This window comes from Allobosea sp. P5_A5 (genome assembly GCF_056400625.1).
Genome location: NZ_JBFUKY010000020.1, coordinates 1 through 17,414 on the forward strand (window position 1 = coordinate 1; position 17,414 = coordinate 17,414).

Annotated in this window: 14 protein-coding genes, 1 tRNA gene and 1 pseudogene; 8 read left to right on the top strand and 8 right to left on the bottom strand. The window is 65.5% G+C overall.

What is annotated here, in order from left to right; translation table 11 throughout:
* Positions 1 to 360 precede the first annotated feature (360 nt).
* Positions 361 to 1,227 carry a LysR substrate-binding domain-containing protein gene (locus AC1DR6_RS22635; RefSeq protein ID WP_476831529.1) on the bottom strand — a complete coding sequence of 289 codons (867 nt, stop codon included), beginning with the start codon at positions 1,225 to 1,227 and terminating at the stop codon, positions 361 to 363.
* Positions 1,228 to 1,416: 189 nt separating this feature from the next.
* On the opposite strand from AC1DR6_RS22635, the gene ilvD reads away from it, so the two are divergent.
* A complete protein-coding gene (gene ilvD, locus AC1DR6_RS22640) occupies positions 1,417 to 3,258 on the top strand; it encodes a dihydroxy-acid dehydratase (RefSeq protein ID WP_476831530.1) in 1,842 nt (613 codons plus the stop codon).
* Between the two features lie 83 nt (positions 3,259 to 3,341).
* On the opposite strand, the gene AC1DR6_RS22645 is transcribed toward ilvD, so the two are convergent.
* A complete protein-coding gene (locus AC1DR6_RS22645; RefSeq protein ID WP_476831531.1) occupies positions 3,342 to 3,842 on the bottom strand; it encodes a hypothetical protein in 501 nt (166 codons plus the stop codon).
* A gap of 403 nt (positions 3,843 to 4,245) precedes the next feature.
* On the opposite strand from AC1DR6_RS22645, the gene AC1DR6_RS22650 reads away from it, so the two are divergent.
* Positions 4,246 to 5,199 carry a protein-methionine-sulfoxide reductase heme-binding subunit MsrQ gene (locus AC1DR6_RS22650; protein ID WP_476831541.1) on the top strand — a complete coding sequence of 318 codons (954 nt, stop codon included), beginning with the start codon at positions 4,246 to 4,248 and terminating at the stop codon, positions 5,197 to 5,199.
* 80 nt (positions 5,200 to 5,279) lie between these two features.
* A complete protein-coding gene (locus AC1DR6_RS22655) occupies positions 5,280 to 7,007 on the top strand; it encodes an MFS transporter (protein ID WP_476831532.1) in 1,728 nt (575 codons plus the stop codon).
* Positions 7,008 to 7,017: 10 nt separating this feature from the next.
* Here AC1DR6_RS22655 and AC1DR6_RS22660 read toward each other — a convergent pair whose 3' ends face one another.
* Entirely contained in the window at positions 7,018 to 7,815 is a 798-nt protein-coding gene (locus tag AC1DR6_RS22660; RefSeq protein WP_476831533.1) for an undecaprenyl-diphosphate phosphatase, read from the bottom strand.
* A 254-nt stretch (positions 7,816 to 8,069) separates the two neighbouring features.
* Here AC1DR6_RS22660 and AC1DR6_RS22665 point away from each other — a divergent pair, with 254 nt between their 5' ends.
* From AC1DR6_RS22665 to AC1DR6_RS22675, 3 genes are read left to right on the top strand one after another with little or no spacing between them, the layout of a single operon-like run.
* A complete protein-coding gene (locus tag AC1DR6_RS22665; protein ID WP_476831534.1) occupies positions 8,070 to 8,762 on the top strand; it encodes a glutathione S-transferase family protein in 693 nt (230 codons plus the stop codon).
* Complete coding sequence (gene queG, locus AC1DR6_RS22670; protein ID WP_476831535.1) at positions 8,660 to 9,898, top strand: tRNA epoxyqueuosine(34) reductase QueG; 1,239 nt, start codon at positions 8,660 to 8,662, stop codon at positions 9,896 to 9,898. Before AC1DR6_RS22665 ends, queG begins: the two co-directional genes overlap by 103 nt.
* Positions 9,895 to 10,761, top strand: coding sequence for an SDR family oxidoreductase (locus AC1DR6_RS22675; protein ID WP_476831536.1), 867 nt, complete (start codon positions 9,895 to 9,897; stop codon positions 10,759 to 10,761). The genes queG and AC1DR6_RS22675 overlap by 4 nt, the downstream gene beginning before the upstream one ends.
* A gap of 6 nt (positions 10,762 to 10,767) precedes the next feature.
* On the opposite strand, the gene olsB is transcribed toward AC1DR6_RS22675, so the two are convergent.
* The 5 genes from olsB to AC1DR6_RS22700 form a co-directional block, all read right to left on the bottom strand.
* A complete protein-coding gene (olsB, locus tag AC1DR6_RS22680; protein ID WP_476831542.1) occupies positions 10,768 to 11,619 on the bottom strand; it encodes a l-ornithine N(alpha)-acyltransferase in 852 nt (283 codons plus the stop codon).
* Positions 11,620 to 11,826: 207 nt separating this feature from the next.
* Complete coding sequence (locus AC1DR6_RS22685; protein WP_476831537.1) at positions 11,827 to 13,908, bottom strand: ATP-binding protein; 2,082 nt, start codon at positions 13,906 to 13,908, stop codon at positions 11,827 to 11,829.
* A gap of 112 nt (positions 13,909 to 14,020) precedes the next feature.
* Entirely contained in the window at positions 14,021 to 15,559 is a 1,539-nt protein-coding gene (locus AC1DR6_RS22690; RefSeq protein ID WP_476831538.1) for a YifB family Mg chelatase-like AAA ATPase, read from the bottom strand.
* A gap of 180 nt (positions 15,560 to 15,739) precedes the next feature.
* Positions 15,740 to 16,396 carry a peptide-methionine (S)-S-oxide reductase MsrA gene (gene msrA / locus AC1DR6_RS22695; protein WP_476831539.1) on the bottom strand — a complete coding sequence of 219 codons (657 nt, stop codon included), beginning with the start codon at positions 16,394 to 16,396 and terminating at the stop codon, positions 15,740 to 15,742.
* A 79-nt stretch (positions 16,397 to 16,475) separates the two neighbouring features.
* Positions 16,476 to 16,796 (bottom strand): PetM family of cytochrome b6f complex subunit 7, encoded by a 321-nt coding sequence (locus tag AC1DR6_RS22700; RefSeq protein ID WP_476831540.1) that lies wholly within the window; start codon positions 16,794 to 16,796, stop codon positions 16,476 to 16,478.
* A 179-nt stretch (positions 16,797 to 16,975) separates the two neighbouring features.
* Here AC1DR6_RS22700 and AC1DR6_RS22705 point away from each other — a divergent pair.
* Positions 16,976 to 17,065: transfer RNA gene (locus AC1DR6_RS22705), tRNA-Ser, on the top strand.
* Positions 17,066 to 17,175: 110 nt separating this feature from the next.
* Positions 17,176 to 17,414 (top strand): annotated as a pseudogene (locus tag AC1DR6_RS22710) (integrase); the annotation flags it as partial.

The window sequence follows — 17,414 nt, forward strand, 5'->3', positions numbered from 1 at the left end:
TCGCCCCTTAAGGCAAACCCGCAAGAACCACGCCGTCCACGTTTCTCTTTCACAGTCTTCAATTGTCAAACAGCAAGGGCTTCACAAAATCCAGACAGAAACTCGTCCGGTTGCCCGGCTCTAAGCCCCATCCCCTCAGGAAGCACCAGAGAAGCGCCGCTCACCGGCGGCGCCGTCTCGATGGGTGGCTTATAGGCGGCAGGCGGGAGAGGTGTCAACGGCCATTTCGAAAGTTTTTCGAGAGAAACATGATTCCATTTTGAATCAATGACTTATATGGGGTCTGTTTTCAGATGGTCTCAACTGAAACTGAAAGATCGGGTCGAGGAGACCGAACCATCAGGCTCCAACGCCCTGCTCTCAGGCAGAAGGCCCCTTTTCCCGCAGGGTTTCGCTCAGAAAGGCGCTCATCGCGGCGATCGCAGCGCTCGCGCGGCCGGGAGCCATATGGAGCGCGATCTCAGAGGCCGGAAGTCCCGGCAAGCCAGCCTCGGTGCCCACGAGACGAAGTCCCGGACGAGCCGTTCCTTGCTTGACCACCGTCAGGGCCGCGCCGGACGCCGCGACCGCCTCGACCGCGCCGATGCTCGTGCTGGAAAACAGGATGCGCCAGCGCAGTCCGGCCTCGTCCAGCGCTGCCAGCGCCCATTCGCGGAACATGTTGGGCGCTTTCAGCAGCGCGAGCGGCAACGGAGCATCCAGCGTGAAGCTCGCCTCGTCGGCGCAGGCCCATAGCGTCGGCTCCCGGCGCAGCACGATGCCACGACCATCGCCGGCCTTCTGCGTCGCGAGAACCAGGTCGAACTCCTCGCCAAGACTGTTCAGGAGATCGCGCGTAAAGCCGGTGGTGACTTCAAGCTCGACATCGGGATGGGAACGCGCGAAGCGCGCCAGGATCTCGGGCAGCACTAGCGTGGCGTAATCATCCATCACCGCCAGCCTCACCCGGCCGCTGACCTGCTGCGCATTGATGACGTCGAGCGCTTCGTCATGCAGCGCCACGATCCGACGGGCATAGCCCAGGAACCGCTCGCCCGCCTGTGTCAGCGAAACAACGTGCGGCGAGCGTTGCAGCAGGCTCTGACCCACCAGCTCCTCGAGGCGCCTGATCTGCGTTGAGACCGTCGATTGGCTGCGGAACAGCGCGGCCGCGGCGCGCGTGAAGCTGCGCAGCTCCGCGATGGTGACGAAGGAGCGCAGCAGGTCGACATCGATATTGCGCAACATCACAGGCGTGCCGTCGGGAGCGGGGAAAGCGGGCTTAGATCATGGCGCCCGCGCGAGCCATCCTCAATGGCCGGGCCGCCATCATCCGCTCCACCGATGATGGAAATCGAGGAATTCGATTTTGCGAGCCAGTCTTCACGCGTTAGGTTGCCGCCAAATGGGCCGTCGGGAGCCCGAACGGAGCACGACATGCCCAGGCTGAGATCCGCCACCTCCACCCACGGCCGCAATATGGCCGGCGCCCGCGGCCTGTGGCGCGCCACAGGCATGAAGGACGGCGATTTCGGCAAGCCGATCATCGCGGTGGTGAACTCCTTCACCCAGTTCGTGCCCGGCCACGTCCATCTTCAGGATCTCGGCCAGCTCGTCGCCCGAGAGATCGAAAAGGCTGGCGGCGTCGCCAAGGAGTTCAACACCATCGCGGTCGATGACGGCATCGCTATGGGCCATGACGGCATGCTCTACAGCCTGCCCTCTCGCGAGCTGATCGCAGACAGCGTTGAATACATGGTCAACGCCCATTGCGCCGATGGGATGGTCTGCATCTCCAATTGCGACAAGATCACGCCCGGCATGCTGATGGCGTCGATGCGGCTGAACATCCCTACCGTCTTCGTCTCGGGTGGCCCGATGGAAGCCGGCAAGTACATCGCCGACGGCGTGCTGAAGAAGGTCGATCTCGTCGATGCGATGATCGCCGCCGCCGACGACAAATACACCGATGCCGAGGTCGATGTGATCGAGCGCTCGGCCTGCCCCACCTGCGGCTCCTGCTCGGGCATGTTCACCGCCAACTCGATGAACTGCCTGACCGAGGCGCTGGGTCTCGCGCTCCCCGGCAACGGCTCGACGCTCGCCACCCATTCCGACCGCAAGCGCCTCTTCGTCGAGGCCGGGCATCTGATCGTCGATATTGCCAAGCGTTATTACGAGCAGGACGACGAGAGCGTGCTGCCGCGCAATGTTGGCTCGTTCAAGGCCTTTGAGAACGCGATGACGCTCGACATCGCCATGGGCGGCTCGACCAACACGGTGTTGCACCTGCTGGCGGCGGCGCATGAAGCTGAGATCGACTTCACCATGGCCGATATCGACCGGCTGTCGCGCCGCGTGCCGGTGCTGTGCAAGGTCGCGCCCGCCGTCGCCAACGTGCATATGGAAGACGTGCACCGGGCCGGCGGCATCATGGCAATCCTCGGCGAGCTCGACCGCGCCGGGCTGATCGACACCTCGCTGCCGACGGTCCACTCCACCACCATGGCGGACGCGCTGGCGCGCTGGGACATCGTTCAGACCCAGAGCGAGAGTGTCCGCTCCTTCTACAGCGCCGCGCCCGGCGGCGTGCCGACACAGACCGCCTTCAGCCAGAGCCGCCGCTTCGAGGAACTCGACACCGACCGCGAAGCCGGCGTCATCCGCAATCTCGAACATGCGTATTCGCGGGATGGCGGGCTTGCGGTGCTCTACGGCAACCTCGCGCTCGACGGCTGCATCGTGAAAACGGCGGGCGTCGATGCCTCGATCCTGAAATTCTCGGGCCCGGCGGTGATCTTCGAGAGCCAGGACGCGGCGGTGGACGGCATCCTCAACCGCAAGGTCAAGGAGGGCGACATCGTGCTGATCCGCTACGAAGGCCCGCGTGGCGGGCCCGGCATGCAGGAAATGCTCTATCCGACGAGCTATCTGAAGTCGAAGGGGCTGGGCAAGGCCTGCGCACTGATCACCGACGGGCGCTTCTCGGGCGGGTCGTCGGGCCTCTCCATCGGCCATGTTTCGCCGGAAGCGGCGGAAGGCGGCGCCATCGGCCTCGTCGAAAGCGGTGATATCATCGCGATCGACATTCCCAACCGCAGCATCCGGATCGATGTCTCCGACGAGGTGCTGGCTCATCGCCGCGCCGCGATGGAGGCCAAGGGCAAGGATGCCTGGAAGCCGGAAGCGCCGCGCAAGCGCAAGGTCACAACCGCGCTGAAGGCCTATGCCGCGACCACGACCAGCGCGGCCCGCGGCGCTGTGCGTGTCGTCGACTGACACGGGCAACCGCGCCGCAAAAAAGAAACGCCGCGCTTCCGCGCGGCGTTTGCATGTGGATGCGCGGGTCAACCGGCGAGCATTCAGCCCTTGAGCTTGGCGTTGCACTGGCTCCRGTAGCCGCCGCCCTTCTCGATCCATTTCAGTTCGCCATTGGCGTTGGCCGCCTTGTTGGCATTGTATTGGTCGGCACAGGTCTTGAGCCGGGCCCTGCCGGCGCTCTCGCTCGAATATTTCTCGGAGACCGCCTTCGGGAACATCGCAGGTTTAGCCTTGCCTACAGGCATCGCCGCAGGCTTGGCTGCGGGAGCGGCGGTGGGCGTTGCCGCAGGCGCGGGAGCAGGCATTGCGGCCGGCGCGGGCTCGGCCGGGACCGCTGCAGCCGCGTCGGTGTCGGAGGCGTCATCGTCGCCGCACTGCGCCTTGCGGAAATCGTTCCACTTCTGGCCCTTCAGCGTGTTGGCCTTCTTGGCATCCTGATATTTGACGCTGCACTCCTTCATCGTCAGCGCCGCAGCAGGCGAGGCTGAGAAGGAGGCGAGTGCGAGGGCCGATGCGGATGCGAGAATGAATGTCCTGAACATGGCGTTCTCCCTGGCGAGGCTTGCTGCCACCGAGCCGCATGGCACTCCCGATCGCCAGCCATTGCAAGTGGTTTCAGACCGGGCACCGCTCCAAGACATCGCCCGGAACGAGGCTCCTCGCCGATGAAGGCCCAGTGCTGAGGCCTGAGACGCAGGCAGCCTTCCACGCGTGTGGCCAGCCGCTCGATCGGCCCGGGCGACACCATGGACAAGCCGTCGGACGCGGCCCTAGTCCTGATCGAAATGGAGGCGCGGACCGCAAGGCGGCCTCGCCGCGACACCGCCGACGCGTTATCGCCGCCGCCTCGCTTCACGCGCTTGTGTGAAGACGTGCGGGACATTGTGCCCGCGCGTCGGTTATGCGGGGACGATCACACCCGCATGATGGAGAGCGGCTTTGACGATGCCGGCTCGCGCGCAAGCGACAGCACCGAACAGCGAACTCGCGGGACCCGCCAAGCCGAAGCGAAAGCCGGCTGCGCCCTGGACGAGCTGGCTCCCTTGGTGCGACCGCCAGGGGAATTTTTCCACGCTCAGGCTCGCAGCCTTTCTGGTGACCCTGCTACCGGCGCTGCTGATCCTTTACGCCGCATGGACGCACCAGCTCGGTTCCAAGCCCTGGACCGAGGCGATCCACCGTACCGGCACCTGGGCGGTCAGGCTGCTGATCCTTTCGCTGGCGATCTCGCCGCTGCGGCGCCTGCTGGAATGGGGCAAGCTGATCGGGGTACGCCGCATGCTCGGGCTCTCGGTGATGGCCTATGCGCTCGGCCATCTCGCCCTCTATTGTATCGACATGGCCTTCGATTGGGGCCTGATCGTCTCCGAGATCGTCAAGCGCTTCTACCTGACGATCGGCTTCGTCGCACTGCTGGGCCTCGTCGCGCTCGGCATCACCTCGACAGATGGCATGATCCGCAGGCTCGGCAAGAACTGGCAGCGACTGCACAATCTCGTCTATCCGATCGCCGCCGTCGCGCTGCTGCATTTCGCCCTGCAATCCAAGATCGACGTCACCGAGCCGGTCCTGATGTGCGGTCTCTTCGTGTTGCTGCTGTTCTATCGTGGGATGTTCCGGCGGAAGCTCAAGCCCTCGCTCCCCTTGCTGATCGGCCTTGCGGTCCTTGCCGGACTGGCGACAGCGCTGCTGGAAGCCGGCTGGTACGCGGTCGCGAGTGGCGTCGCGCCCTGGCTCGTGCTTCAGGCCAATGCCGATATCCTGACCTATTGGGATTATGCTTCGATCCGCCCGGCTCATTGGGTCGCGTTGGCAGGGATCGCCGTCGCGCTCGTTCGTGCCGTGCGCGCGCGCCAAGCGACCGGAACCGGGCGAGAGCGGCGCGTCAGCCCGGCCTGATCGGGTCCTCGGCCAACTTTCCGCGATGGTTGCGCTGAAAACGGTTTGCCGTCGCGGCCGTCCTGTTTAACCCTAGCGCCATGCCTGATGATCCGCATGCCCAGCCGATAGCCGACGTCGCCGAAGCCGAGCTCGCCGCCGAAGGAATCGCTCCCGCGACGCGCTCCTCGCCCTTCGTCCCGCTGCAACAGCCGATCTTCCGTGCGGTCTGGTTCGCGAGCTTGGCCTCGAATTTCGGCGGCTTGGTGCAGTCCGTCGGCGCTTCCTGGATGATGGCCTCGATCTCGCCCTCGCCCGAGATGGTGGCGCTGGTCCAGGCCTCGACGACACTGCCGGTGATGCTGTTCTCGCTAGCCGCCGGCGCGATCTCCGACAATTACGACCGTCGCCGCATCATGCTGACCGCGCAGTTCTTCATGCTGGCGGTCTCGATCGGGCTCGCGGTCTTCGCCTGGGTCGGCGTCATCACGCCCTGGATGCTGCTGAGCTTCACCTTTCTGATTGGCTGCGGCACCGCACTGAACAACCCGGCCTGGCAATCATCCGTAGGCGACATGGTGCCGAGGCGGGACGTGCCGGCGGCGGTGACGCTGAACAGCGTCGCCTTCAACATCGCCCGCAGCGTCGGCCCGGCGATCGGCGGCGCCATCGTCGCGGCGGCCGGTGCGGTCGCGGCCTTCGCCATCAATGCCGTCAGCTATATCGGCTTGATCGCCGTGCTGTTGCGCTGGCAGCCGCCCAAGGTCGAGCGTCTGCTGCCGCGTGAGACGCTGTTCATCGCAATGGGCGCCGGCGTGCGCTATGTCGCGATGTCGCCCAATATCCGGGCCGTCATCCTGCGCGCCTTCGCCTTCGGTTTCGGCGCCATCGTTGGCCTCGCCTTGCTCCCGCTCGTGGCGCGCGATCTGATCAAGGGCGGCCCCCTCACCTATGGCATTCTGCTCGGCGGCTTCGGCGCGGGCGCGGTGGTCGGCGCTTTCATGAGCGCGCGCTTGCGTCGCGCGATGAGCACCGAGGCGCTGGTGCGCTCGACCTTCATCGCCTACGCCATCGGCATCCTGCTCGTCGGCTCCAGCCATTCCATCTACATGACGATGCCGGGCCTGTTCGTCTGCGGCGCCTGCTGGGTGCTGGCGCTGTCGACCTTCAATGCCACGGTCCAGTTGTCGGCGCCGCGCTGGGTCGTGGGCAGGGCGCTGGCGTTCTACCAGATGGCGACCTTCGGCGGCATGGCCATCGGGAGCTGGGCCTGGGGGCGCACGGCTCTGCATTATGGCACCGACACCGGCCTCCAGCTCTCGGCCATCGCCTTGCTGGCCGGTGCCGCGATCGGCCTGCGCTACCGCCTGCCGCCGCTGGAAGAGCTCAACCTTGATCCGCTCAGCCGCTGGCGGGAGCCCAAGGTCGCGGTCGATATCGAGCCGCGCAGCGGGCCGGTGATCGTCACCATCGAATACATCATCAAGCCGGAGGACGTCGTCGCCTTCCTGAATGCGATGGCGGAGCGCCGGCGCATCCGTCGCCGGGACGGCGCACGGCATTGGACCCTGCTGCGGGATCTCACCGACCCGACACTCTGGATCGAGCGCTATGACAGCCCCACCTGGGTCGAATATGTCCGTCAGAACCAGCGCATCACTCAGGCCGATGCCGAAATCGGCGAGCAGGTTCGCGCGCTGCACAGTGGCCCGAACCCCCCGGTTGTCCACCGCATGATCGAGCGGCAGACGACGACGCTGCCGCAATCGCCGGCGAACCGCCAGCCGACGCTGGCGGACGCTCTCTCCGACCCGGCGCGACCGGCCTGAAGCCGCCCCGTCAGCCGACGATCCAAAGACCGGCAAGGCCGACCATGCCGACGATGATCCGCCACCAAGCGAAGACGGCGAAGCCGTGCCGCGAGACGAAGTCGAGGAAGGAGCGGACCACGAGAAGCGCCGAAAAGAACGCGGCGACGAAGCCGATGACGATCAGGATGCCGTCGTCGAAGGTCAGATCCTTGTAGCTCTTCAGCAGGTCGTAGGCGAAGGCGCCGGCCATGGTCGGCATCGCCAGGAAGAAGGAAAACTCGGCCGCTGCCCGCTTGCTGGCACCCATCAGCATGGCGCCGACAATGGTGGCGCCCGAGCGCGAGACGCCGGGGATCATCGCCAAACACTGGAAGAAGCCGATCTTGAGATACATCGGCAGGGTAAAGGTCGTGGCGTCGGTGTGCTTCTCCTGCAGCTCGAGCTCGTCGACGACCAGCAGCACGAGCCCGCCGGCGATCAGTGCGCAGCAGACGATGATGGGATTGAACAGCACGCCCTTGATGAAGCCATGCAGCAGCGCGCCGATGATCGCCGCCGGCAGGAAGGCGATGAGAACGCCGAGGATGAAGCGGCGCGCGGCCGGATCGCGCGGCGCCCTGAGCGCGATGTCGAGCAGCCGGCGGAAATAGACCAGCACGATCGCCAGGATGGCGCCGAGCTGTACCAAGACCTCGAAGCTCTTCCCGTTCGATTCGAAGCCGAGGAAATGCCCGAGCAGCAGCAGATGCCCGGTCGAGGAGACCGGCAGGAACTCGGTCAGACCTTCGACGATGCCGAGCACGAAGGCTTCGATGGTGTTCTGCATGGAGCGATCCTCGTGCGGCTCAAGGCCTGGCCGGCCCGCGTCTATCGACCTCGGAACGGGGTATAAGCGCAGCTCTTTGCAAATTGGTTACCACTTCGGCAACTGGTTGAAGCAAATCGCTGGCATCGCGATACCCTTCGCTTGTGACGGTTTTCCGGCGTGCTAAGAGCGGCGCTGGACGCATAGCGGGGCATTTCCCGGCCTCCCGCCCCGCTCCGGCCGCATTTAACCCGCTTCAAGGCTTGATGAGTGCCATGGCGACCCTGTTTCATTATCCGCTGTGCCCGCATTCGCGCTTCGTCCGCCTTGTGCTGAGCGAGTTCGGCATGGAGACCGAATTGGTCGAGGAGCGTGTCTGGGAGCGCAGGCGGGAATTTCTCGAGCTGAACACGGCCGGCACCACACCTGTCTTCCGCGAGGAGAACGGGCTGGCCGTGCCGGGCGCCGGCCCGATCGCCGAATATCTCGACGAGACGCGCGGGCTGGCGCTGGATGACCGCCGGCTGTTACCCGAAGGTCCGGGAGAGCGCGTCGAGGTTCGTCGCCTGCTCGACTGGTTTAACATCAAGTTCCATGACGAGATCACCGGCCCGCTGGTGATGGAAAAGGTGATGAAGCGCTTCATGGGCCGCGACGACGGTGGCGGCCCACCCGAGATGAGCGCGATCCGTGCGGCGCGGTCCAATGTCCGCTATCATCTGCGCTATATCTCCTGGCTGCTGGCGAAGCGGAACTGGATTGCCGGCGATCGACTGAGCTATGCCGATCTCGCCGCGGCGGCGCATCTCTCCTGCGTCGACTATCTCGGTGACGTACCCTGGGAAGAGGACGAGACGGCGCGCGCATGGTACGCCCGGATCAAATCAAGGCCGAGCTTCCGGCCCCTGCTCGGCGACCGGATGCCGGGCATGGCGCCGAGCGCGCATTACGACAATCTGGACTTCTGACCGGCGCGGCTCTCAAGCGCGCGGTCGCGGAGCGGGCGCTGACGGAAGGCTTCGCGGTCATGCGCGTCGCTGCCGTCGATGCGATTCCGAAGGCGCCGGAGCGGCTCAAAGCCTGGCTCGAAGCCGGCCATCACGGCGACATGGGCTGGATGGACGAGCGCACCGCCGAACGCGCCGATCCGCGCCGTCTCTGGAGCGAGGTGCGTTCCGTCGTCATGCTTGGCATGAACTATGCCGGCGAAGGCGACCCGCTGGCGCTGCTCGGCCAGCCTGACAAGGGCGCGATATCTCTTTATGCCCGCCGGCGTGACTATCACGACGTCATCAAGGGCAAGCTCAAGACGGTCGCCGGCCTGCTTGCCGCCCGCGCAGGTGCCGACGTCAAGGTCTTCGTCGACACCGCGCCCGTCATGGAAAAGCCGCTGGCGGAAGCGGCCGGGCTGGGTTGGCAGGGCAAGCACACCGTGCTGGTCTCGCGCGAGCACGGTTCATGGCTGCTGCTCGGCGCGATCTACACCACGGCCGATCTCCCCGCCGACGCGCCCGAAACCGACCATTGCGGCTCCTGCCGGCGCTGCCTCGACATCTGCCCGACCGATGCCTTCCCGGCGCCCTACCAGCTCGATGCCCGCCGTTGCATCGCCTATCTCACCATCGAACATCCGGGCCATATCGATGCCGCGCTTCGGCCCGGCATCGGCAACCGGGTTTTCGGCTGCGACGATTGCCTGGCCGTCTGCCCCTGGAACAAGTTCGCGCAGGCCTCGCAGGAGACGCGGCTTGCGCTGAAGAGCGAGCTCGACGCTTTGTCGCTGGCGGATCTGGCCGCGCTCGATGACCCTGCCTTCCGAAGCCTTTTCGCCGGCACGCCGGTCAAGCGCACAGGCCATGCGCGCTTTCTGCGCAATGTCCTGATCGCGATCGGGAACAGCGGCCTGCCGGCCCTCGCCGAACATGCCGAGCTGCATCTTAGCCATCCATCGCCGCTGGTGCGGGCGATGGCTGTCTGGGCCCTGGGACGGCTGTTGCCTCTGAAGGCTGTGACGCTGGCGCCCGAGGCTCTGCAGGACGAAGACGACGCCGATGTGCGCGCCGAGTGGCGAGCCCTCGCCACCCCAACGGAAGACGCTGCATGAACGTTCTTATTCTCGGCCTCGGCTATACCGCCGGTTTCTTCGCGCGCGCCGCTCTCGAACGCGGCTGGGAGATCACCGGCACCGTACGCGATGCCGACAGGGCGGCCGAACTCAGCCGCGGCGGCATCCGGACCCTGGTCTTCGGCGGCTTTGCCGTGTCGCGCCGTCTGGCTGAGGCTGTCGCGGAAGCGGATGCGGTCCTCGTCTCGATCCAGCCGAGCGAGGATGGCGATCCCGTCCTCAACGCCCTGTCGCAAGCCCTGTCCGCAGCACCGCGGCTGCGCTGGATCGGCTATCTTTCGACCATCGGGGTCTATGGCGACCAGGCCGGCGCCTGGATCGACGAGGCGACCGCCCCGGCTCCGGGCAACGACCGCAATCGCGGGCGCATCGCTGTCGAACAGCAATGGCTGGCTTTCGGCGAATCGAGTGGCAAGGCGGTCCAGATTTTCCGCCTCGCCGGCATTTACGGCCCCGGCCGCAATCCCCTCGCGAAGCTGCGCAGCGGCACCGCCCATCGCATCGTCAAACCCGGACAGGTCTTCAACCGCATCCATGTCGAGGATATTACCGGCGTGGTGCTGGCATCCATCGAGCAGCCGCGCGGGGGCGCCATCTACAATGTCAGCGACGACGAGCCGGCTCCGCCGCAGGATGTGGTGACGCTGGCAGCAGAGATGACCGGGCTGCCTCCGCCAGACGAGATTCCCTTTGCGGAGGCGCAGCTCTCCCCGATGGCGAAGAGCTTCTACAGCGAGAACAAGCGGGTCTCGAACGCGCTGGTGAAACGCGAATTCGGCTATGCCTTCCGCTATCCGACCTATCGCGAAGGACTGCGCGCGCTCATCGCCGCAGGCGAGTAGCCCGCTTCAGGCGGCAAAGCGCGGCTTCTCGCCGCCATAATAATCGATATAGCGCTGGTCGATCGCCGAAACCGGCAGCACGACCAGGACGTCGGTCGTGCCGAACTGGTGGTCCACCACCGCCCCAGTGCCGAAGCGCGCGCCGATCCGCAGATAGCCCTTGATCAGCGGCGGCATCTGCCGCAGCGCCAGCTTGGCATCGACGGTTTCCGCCGGCAGGCGGTCCATCCCGACGCGATGGCCCGGATGCGCCGTAGCCTGCCAAGCGCCCTCCGAGCGCGCGTGATGATGCAGGAAGCTTAGCGGCAACGCGAGCGCCTCCGGATCGGTCCCGTCCAAGGAGGCGCAACCGAACATCGCATCGATGCGGTAATGCTGGATATAAGCCCAGATCCCCGACCAAAGCAGGTCGACCGTGCGCTTGGTACGGTAGGGCTTCAGCACGCAGGAACGGCCAAGTTCGAGAAAGCGCTGGCCGGGATGTCCAGCCAGAAGCGGCCTCAAATCGAATTCGCTTTGGGAGTAGAAACCCCCAAGCCGGTCGGCCGCGCTCTGGCGCATCAGCCGATAGGTCCCAACGACCTTGGGTTTGACACCGCCGAAGCGGCCTCGCGCGTCATGGTCGATCACCAGCAGATGATCACAGGCCTTGTCGAAGCGATCGGCATCGCGGCGAAACATCCGCGCGACCACATCGGGCTTCGCCGACATCTCCTCATAGAACACGCGGTAGCGCAGGCGCTGCGCCCGCCAGATCTCGCGCGGGCTGCGTGCCAGCCTGACCTCGAGCGAGCCATGCCGGCCGAGCGTGCCGGCGAGCGGCTCCGACTCGCCTGAAATTCCTGCATACCGGCGCATGGCGCCGCCCGTGACCGGCATCATCGGCGCAAGGCGCGAAAGAAAAGGATTGCCGGCTGAGAAACGCAGCGCCGTCGAATGCGCGCTCGCGGAAACATGCAAAGTCATAGCCAGTCTCACCCCTGAAACCGCTTCCGGCATTCGGGAAGGCTTGCTGTGGAGGTTTTACAGGGTTGCGACAGAACTGCGTCGAACCCGTGACGGCCGTCAAGCCGAGAGCGGTTGCGGCATCGACAAGCCCGGCTCCAGGGCATCGAGCAATCGAACCAAAGCGGCGCGCTCTAGAGGCTTTGCCAGGCAATCATCCATGCCGGCGGTCAATGCAGCCTCGCGATCCGACGCCGAGACATTGGCGGTGACCGCCACGACCGGCAGGCGCCTGCCCTGTTTTCGTTGCGATTCAAGCGCCCTGACCGCGCGGACGCAATCAAGCCCGGTAAGCCCCGGCATTCTGACATCGAGCAGCGCCAGATCCAGCGGCGTTTCCTCCCCGTCAAAGCCGGCGGTAATGCGTTTCAGGGCGGCGGCTCCGTCCTGAACCCATATCGGGAAGGCGCCGAGGCGCTCCAGCGTCCGGGTCAGGAGCAAGGCGTTGATCTCGTTGTCTTCGGCAACGAGCACGTTCAGTCGGGCCGATCGGCTCGCATGAGCCGGCCGCATGATCTGCGGGCCTTTCGAGACGGAGGGGGAGGTGTCGCCAAGCCGCTCGTACAAGGAGCGGGCGCGGACCGGCTTGATCAGGAAACCTGAGAATCCCGCTGCCTGCGGAGCCCCGAACTGGCGCCTCGCGAGCGGCGAAAGCAGGATCAGGCAATCGCGGACGCCGGCCGCAGCAGCCGCCCGCGCCAGATCCTTAGCCGGTGCATCGCCGATCACCTGATCGATCAGGACCCCGCTGACCGGCTCGGCCGCGAACACATCCTGCGCTGCCTCGATCGTGGTGACGAGCCGAGCAGAAGCCCCCGTTGCGCTGATGGTCTCGACCAGGAACGATCCGGCGAAGGGCGCCGGCGATACGATCAGCACATGCCGGCCAGGCCATTGCGGGATCGGCTCCGCACTCCGGCCGGGTGCTGCCGACAGGGGTAAAACGACGCGGAACCTAGCGCCCTGCCCCAATCGGCTTTCGGCATGCACCTCCCCGCCCATCGCTGCGACCAGACGGCGCACGATCGCGAGCCCGAGCCCGGTGCCCGCGTTGAGTTCTCCCGGCTCGCGCTCGAGCTGCTCGAATTCGCCGAAAATGCTCTCGAGCTTGTCGGCCGGGATGCCCGGGCCGGTGTCGGCCACGACGATTTCGATCGCCGTACCCGCTCGCCGCAGGCTGATGCCGACCCCGCCGGCTTCCGTGAACTTGACCGCATTGCCCACAAGATTGAGCAGGATCTGGCGCATCCGGTCGCGGTCGCCGATCAGTTGGGCTGGTACATCCGGTGAGATATGGGCTGCGAGCTCGATGCCCTTGGCCTGTGCGCGTGGCGCCATCAACTCCGCGACCGTTTCCACCAACTGCAAGGCATCGAATGGTTCCCGTGCCAGTTCCAGCCGTCCCGCCTCGACCTTGGCGAAATCGAGGATGTCGTCGACCAGCGCCAGCAGCGCCTCGCCCGAGATGCGCAGGGCCTGGACGTAAGTCGACTGCTCGCCGTCCAATCCGGTGTCGGACAGAAGGTCGGACATCCCCAGGATTCCGTTGAGCGGCGTGCGGAATTCGTGGCTGACCGTGGCGAGAAAGCGTGATTTGGCCTCGCTCGCGGCTTCCGCGCGGCTACGCGCCTCGACCAGCGCGTCCTCATCGGCGATGCGGGTGGAGATGTCGCGCCCGACGCGCTGGTTCAGCATACGGCCGTCCGGCCCGGGCACCAGGGTCTCGACCCAGGCGACCCAGCGCTCGCCCTCCTGCGTGGCCAGGCATTCGTCGAAACTGCGGGTCCCATCCTCCCGCTGGGCGCGTGCACGCAGCGCCAGTTGCGGCAGTTGCGCCTCGCTACCGATCAGATCATCGTCGCAAGCTCCATAAAGAGCCGCATAAGCAGCATTTGCATAGATGATGCGCATGCCATCGCGGCGCACGATGAAATCACCTTGCGCTTCGATCAGGCTGCGATAGCGCTCCTCCCGATCGGCCAGGCTCCAGAGGCGATCGGTCAGGCTCTCGACGTCGCGCATGAGCGTCGCCTGGTGCTGCAATATGCCGGTCCGCCAGCGCAGGGTGACAAAGACAGCGGCAGCGACGCTTGCGAGCACGCCGAGGAAAAGCGCCGAAAATGCCCAGAGCGAAGGAACCATGCCCTTGCTCTAGCCCCCGTTCACTGAAGAAAGGCGTCGAACGAGGCGCGAGTTTGACGGTGAACCGGCAAGGCTCTCTTAACCGATAAGGCTCCCTTAACCGTCGGGTCGCTCAGGCGGCTTGCGCCAATTGATCGCCTCGCGAGCGATAGGACAGCGCCTCCGCCAGATGCAGGCGCCCGACCTTCGCCTCTCCATCGAGATCTGCCAGCGTGCGCGCGACCTTGAGCACGCGATGATAAGCCCGCGCCGTCAACCGCATGGCTTCCGCGGCGTCCCGCAGCAGCGCGAGTCCCGCATTGTCAGGCCGGGCGATCTCTTCCAGCACCGGGGGCGGACAGGCCGCATTGGTCATGATGTTCGTGATCCCAAGGCTTACGAAACGCGCAGTTTGCAACCGTCGTGCCTCGGCCACACGGGCCGCGACCTCGGCCGATCCCTCCCCTGCCGCAGGCAATATCAGGTCCGCCGCCGTCACGGCGGGGACGTCGATCATGATATCGATGCGGTCGAGCAGCGGGCCGGAAATCCGCGTCTGGTACTGCGCGATGCAGCGCTCGGTCGCCTGGCGCTTGCATGAATAGCCGGGCTCGGTCGCCCTGCCGCACCGACACGGATTCATCGCTGCCACGAGCTGGAAGCGCGCAGGATAGACCGCGCGATGATTGGCGCGCGAGATCAGCACGTCGCCGGTTTCGATGGGCTGGCGCAGCGCATCCAGCACCTGCGGCTGGAATTCCGCCAGCTCGTCCAGGAACAGGACGCCGTGATGAGCCAGCGAAACCTCGCCCGGCCGCGCCTGCAGGCCACCGCCCACCAGCGCCGCCATCGAAGCCGAATGATGCGGTGCGCGAAACGGTCGCCTGTCCGTCAGCTGCCCGCCCGCGAGGTGTCCGCCCACGGACAGGACCATCGACACCTCGAGCAGTTCGCGCGGCGAAAGCGGCGGCAAGATCGACGGCAGACGGCTCGCCAGCATCGACTTGCCTGCGCCGGGTGGCCCGTTCATCAGCAGATTGTGGCCGCCGGCCGCTGCGATCTCCAGCACGCGCTTGGCGCTCTCCTGACCCTTGATGTCCGCGAGGTCGGGCAGCGGGCCGGTTTGCCGCATTACGGCCGGCTCCGGCCGCGCCATCACCTGCGTGCCCTTGAAATGATTGGCGAGCTGGATCAGCGAACGCGGCGCCAGGATGTCGATATCGGCGGCGGCCCAGGCCGCCTCCGGGCCCGTCGCTTCCGGGCAGATCAGCCCTTGCCCCCGGTCATAGGCGGCGATCGCCGCAGGCAGCACCCCGGCCACCGCCGTGATCGAGCCGTCGAGTGCCAGTTCGCCCAGAACCTTGTAACCGGCCAGGGCGTCGGGCGGGATCGCGCCGATGGCGGCCATGACGGCAAGCGCGATCGGCAGATCGTAATGGCTGCCTTCCTTCGGCATATCGGCCGGCGCGAGGTTGACGGTGATGCGCTTAGCCGGCAGCGCCAGGCCCGACGCGATCAGTGCCGCGCGGACGCGCTCACGGCTTTCCGCGACAGCCTTGTCAGGCAATCCGACGAGAATGAACGCGACGCCGCCCGACGCGACCTGCACCTGAACATCGACGGCCCGGGCCTCAATGCCTTCGAACGCCACCGTCGCGACTCTCGTCACCATTTTGCCCGACCCCGATCCCCAAGGGAACGCTAGCCGAGCTCCGGCAATCTTGCAAGAACATATCGGGAACCAACCACTTCCACCGGAAGAGCGAGGCGCGCACCCGTGCGCCTCGCCAAGTCCGTCACGCCAAGTCCGTCACGCCAAGTCCGTCACGCCAAGTCCATCACGCCAAATCCATCACGCCGGGACGCCGACGCCGATCTGGCAGGCCACGCCCGTCCCGCCGAGCCCGCAATAACCGGCGGGATTCTTGGCCAGATACTGCTGATGATAGGCTTCAGCGAAATAAAACGGCGGCGCCTCCCGGATCTCGGTCGTGATCGGCCCATACCCCTTCTTCGCCAGCGCCTGTCCGTATTCGTCACGCGAATGCTCGGCAGCCGAAAGCTGCTCTGCATCGAAGGTGTAAATCGCAGAGCGATACTGCGTGCCGGCATCATTGCCCTGCCGCATGCCCTGCGTCGGATTATGGTTTTCCCAGAAGGTCTTGAGCAGCGCCTCATAGGAGGTCTTCGCGGGATCGTAGACGACCAGCACGACCTCGGTGTGGCCGGTCAGGCCACTGCAGGTCTCCTCATAAGTCGGGTTCGGCGTTTCGCCTCCGGCATAACCGACGGCCGTTACCCAGACCACATCGCCGAGCTGCCAGAACTTGCGTTCGGCACCCCAAAAACAGCCGAGGCCGAACACGGCCTGCTTCAATCCCTCGGGATAGGGACCCTGGAGGCGATGGCCGTTGACGAAGTGGGTTTCGGCGGTGGGCAGCGGCGTCGAGCGGCCGGGCAAGGCCTCGGCAGCTGTGGGCAACGCGGTTTTCTTGCGCAAGGAGAACATCGAGGGCTCCGTTCTGTGATGGCCAGGAATATAGGCGTCGCGAAAGCCTTCTGACAGATGCGACGGCGTCCAAACGCGTTCACTGACGCGTGACGATGCCGATCACAGGTTCGGGCGGCCGCGCGAGCCAAAGCAGGCCGAAGCCGATCAGAAGCGCGGCCGCCGCCACCGGCGCGCGCATCGTTTCGACGAAAGCGGGATCGGCAAGCCAGGGATGAACGTTTCGCGCGATGGCCGGCCCGAAGGCCGCATAGCGCTCGTGCAGCAGGGACTGCAGCCCATCGCCGATGGATGTGAACTGCACGGCTCCGTTCGCGATGGAACGCGCGCCGTCCACCATGGCCGCGATAAAGCCGAGCGCGACGAGGACGTAGCCTGCCAACCGAACGATGAATCGCAACGCCGCCGCCTTCTGTATTCCACCCGCATCTGAAAACGCGGTCACCGAGGGACATGTGCGTGTCGCACAGGCGAACCACAATACACCCTGAGGCTCCGACAAGCCTATTTCGGCAATTGTGAAAAAGCCGTCGCGACGGCCTTGAAAGATAGCGCCACGACGGTCATAAGCACCGCGCCGGACAGGTGGCCGAGTGGCTGAAGGCGCACGCCTGGAAAGTGTGTATACGGGAAACCGTATCGAGGGTTCGAATCCCTCCCTGTCCGCCACGCCTGCCATGCTAATTCGTTGATTTGGCCGAAAGATCCGCACCAGCTTGACGTTACGGGGTTTTTTCGCGCAACATAGCGTACAACATTTCGTGTAACGGTGTGCGCCAGTGCCGGATTTCCTTGGGAAGCGTGACGGCTGGTGGCACTATGTGCGACGGGTGCCGGCGCCGTTTGCGGCTTTTGACCCGCGGGGCATTGTCAAGCAGTCGACGCGCATCCGAGTGGCCGACGATCCGCGCGGCCATAGCGCGCGTAAAGCGGCTGCGAGAATCAATGCGGAGCACGAAGCCTATTGGCGCGGACTGTTTCTTGGGCAAAGCGAGGATGCTCGGCAGCGGTTCGAAGC